General features: G+C 64.3%; 3 protein-coding genes. All 3 read left to right on the forward strand.

The genetic code is table 11. The features are described 5' to 3' along the window. Nucleotides 1-1,455: hypothetical protein (locus EOW66_RS20210; RefSeq protein WP_128158081.1), on the forward strand; the 1,455-nt coding region annotated here is incomplete at its 5' end. Then, entirely contained in the window at nucleotides 1,452-1,901 is a 450-nt protein-coding gene (locus EOW66_RS20215) for a hypothetical protein (RefSeq protein WP_128158082.1), read from the forward strand. The genes EOW66_RS20210 and EOW66_RS20215, both read left to right, overlap by 4 nt. 79 nt (nucleotides 1,902-1,980) lie before the next feature. Further along, on the forward strand, nucleotides 1,981-2,192 hold a 212-nt coding region (locus EOW66_RS20220), incomplete at its 3' end, for a hypothetical protein (protein WP_206363768.1).

Genomic DNA, 2,192 nt, shown 5'->3' on the forward strand with positions numbered 1-2,192 from the left:
GAGGGTGGTTTCGTCTCGCAGAAGGTGACCTTCGAGCTGGACCCGATCGCCGGGCGGATGATCACCCCGATTTACGGCGAGCTGACCTCGGTTTTCGTGCCGGTGCAGGCCATGGATGCGATCCGTGATCCGGACGCGGCCTATGCCGGGATGACCGAGGTCATCCGTGAAAAGCTGCTCAGCGGCAATCCGCTGTTCGGGCTCGAACCGGAGGGGCAGATTTCGAAGCGGTGCGGCGTCAATCCCAGGTCCATCGGCGGCGTGAAAAAGGTGAGCGAGGCGGTTCGGCTCGGGCACAATGCGGCGGTGAATTTCCTGCGCCAGCGCAAATATGTCAAAGCTTCGACGGTGCTCGCGTCGAATACCGCGATGACGCCGGCGCTGATTTCGCAGACGGTTCTCGAACGGCTGAACGGCGTGCTTGATCCCGATGACCATATCAACGGGCGTGTCGATTTCGCGGGCCAGATTCCGGTGAAGGGCATCGGCATCGAGGCCGACGCGGTGTTGACGTCGAATGCGACCTTCCGGGAGACTGGCGGCGGCACGCGGACCGCGGGCAAAGCGTTCGACATGTCGCGGACGAACGCCAACGGCGGCGTCGGCTTTATCGCGACGGGCACCCTCGGCGTGCCGGCCGTTTTCGCTGACCTCGCGGGCGCCGAGGGCGTTTCGCTGTCCGATTTCTACCTGGCACAGAAGCAGGACGAGTTGACGCGGAAAATGCGCCAGTTCGTGGATGACAACCCCGAATACGGCGAGGAAATGGCGCTTCGCTGGGCGCATGGTCTGTCGGTGGATAGCGGCAAGATGCCGTTCGTCATCAGCGAGCAGCGCCGGGCTTTCGGGCGCAGCCTCGTCGGCGCGACGGATACCGGAGGCGTTCAGAGCGACGTCATGCGCTCCGACATGATGCTGGAGTTGTCGTTCAATGTGCCGGTGCCTCGCACCGAGCTGGGTGGCATCATTATCACGTTCTGTTCGATCAAGCCGGATGAGACGATTTCCTCGCAGCCGCATCCCTTCTTGTCGGATGCGTGGGGCGCCGACAACTTCGTCGCCGCCGAGCTGGCGATTGATCCGGTTCCGGTGACCATTCGCGAGCTGGACAGCGATTGCGCGGCGGCGCAGGAGTCCACCGTGGCGCTCTATACCGGGCTCAATCAGCTCAAAGCGACCTATGTGCACTATGGCCTGTCGCGTCAGCTCGACCGGACCACGGTCGAGAATAAGACGGCGGTCTGGCAGCTCGAGGTTCCCATGAGCGTCACCCCCGACTCGATCCTCTACCCCGCGACGCTGTCGCAATATCCCTTCGCCGATCAGGCGGCTGAGGTCTGCACTTACGTGGTGACCTCGAACGTCGTCATGCAGACGCCGATGATTATCGGCCCGACCCCGGTCGAGGAGCTGGCGGTGATCGACGACAAGGACATTTTCGAGACGGAGGCATGAGCATGGAAATCAATCGCAAATCGGTCCTTTTCTCGGCTGCCGGTGGCAGTCTGGATTTTGTCGCCGGCGATGGCGAGGTGCTGGCCTCGGTGCCGGTGCCGGCCGGGCGCACGTGCGCGGCTGAATATCTCGATCTGGTCCCCGAGGGGGTCAGTATCGAGGTTGGCGCCGGCGTGACGGTGCTGCAGCCCCGGCTGAGCGTCGGTATTCAGCCCTACGGGGGCGGGTCGCATGACAGCGGGGCCAATCCCGATTTTCAGCCGACCTTGGCGAGCCGGATGGAGCGCGAGATGCGCCTCACCATGGCGCGGATGCAGGCGGCGACGGCGCGGGTGGAGGCGCGTGAGCGCGCCCTCGCGCAGGTCGAGCGTATGCCGAAAGCGCCGGTCGAGCGCGAGCCCGAGGTGATCGAGGCGCCGGAGGCGACGGCGCAGGCTGGTGAGTAGCCGGCGCTATGTGAAGCGGATCTGGCGTGTCCCGAGAGATCGGGGCGCGCTGGAATACCTCGCGACACTCATTGTCAAGATGCTGGTCAAGCACGGCTGGCCGGCGTCGTGGCGTCGCGAGCCCTTCACTGATGGTTTCGTCGTGGTCAGCCATGACCACGGCGAGGCCTTGCCGCCCGACTTCCTAGAGGCCGTGCAGATCGCGGCGCGGATCGTCGCGAGGACCTATCGCGTCGAGATTGAGCAGCATGGCTCTTTCGTTGGCCTGCTCTGTGACTATGAGGTCACGGC

Origin of the sequence: Paenirhodobacter huangdaonensis, from assembly GCF_004022465.1 — a bacterium.
GTDB lineage: Bacteria > Pseudomonadota > Alphaproteobacteria > Rhodobacterales > Rhodobacteraceae > Rhodobacter > Rhodobacter huangdaonensis.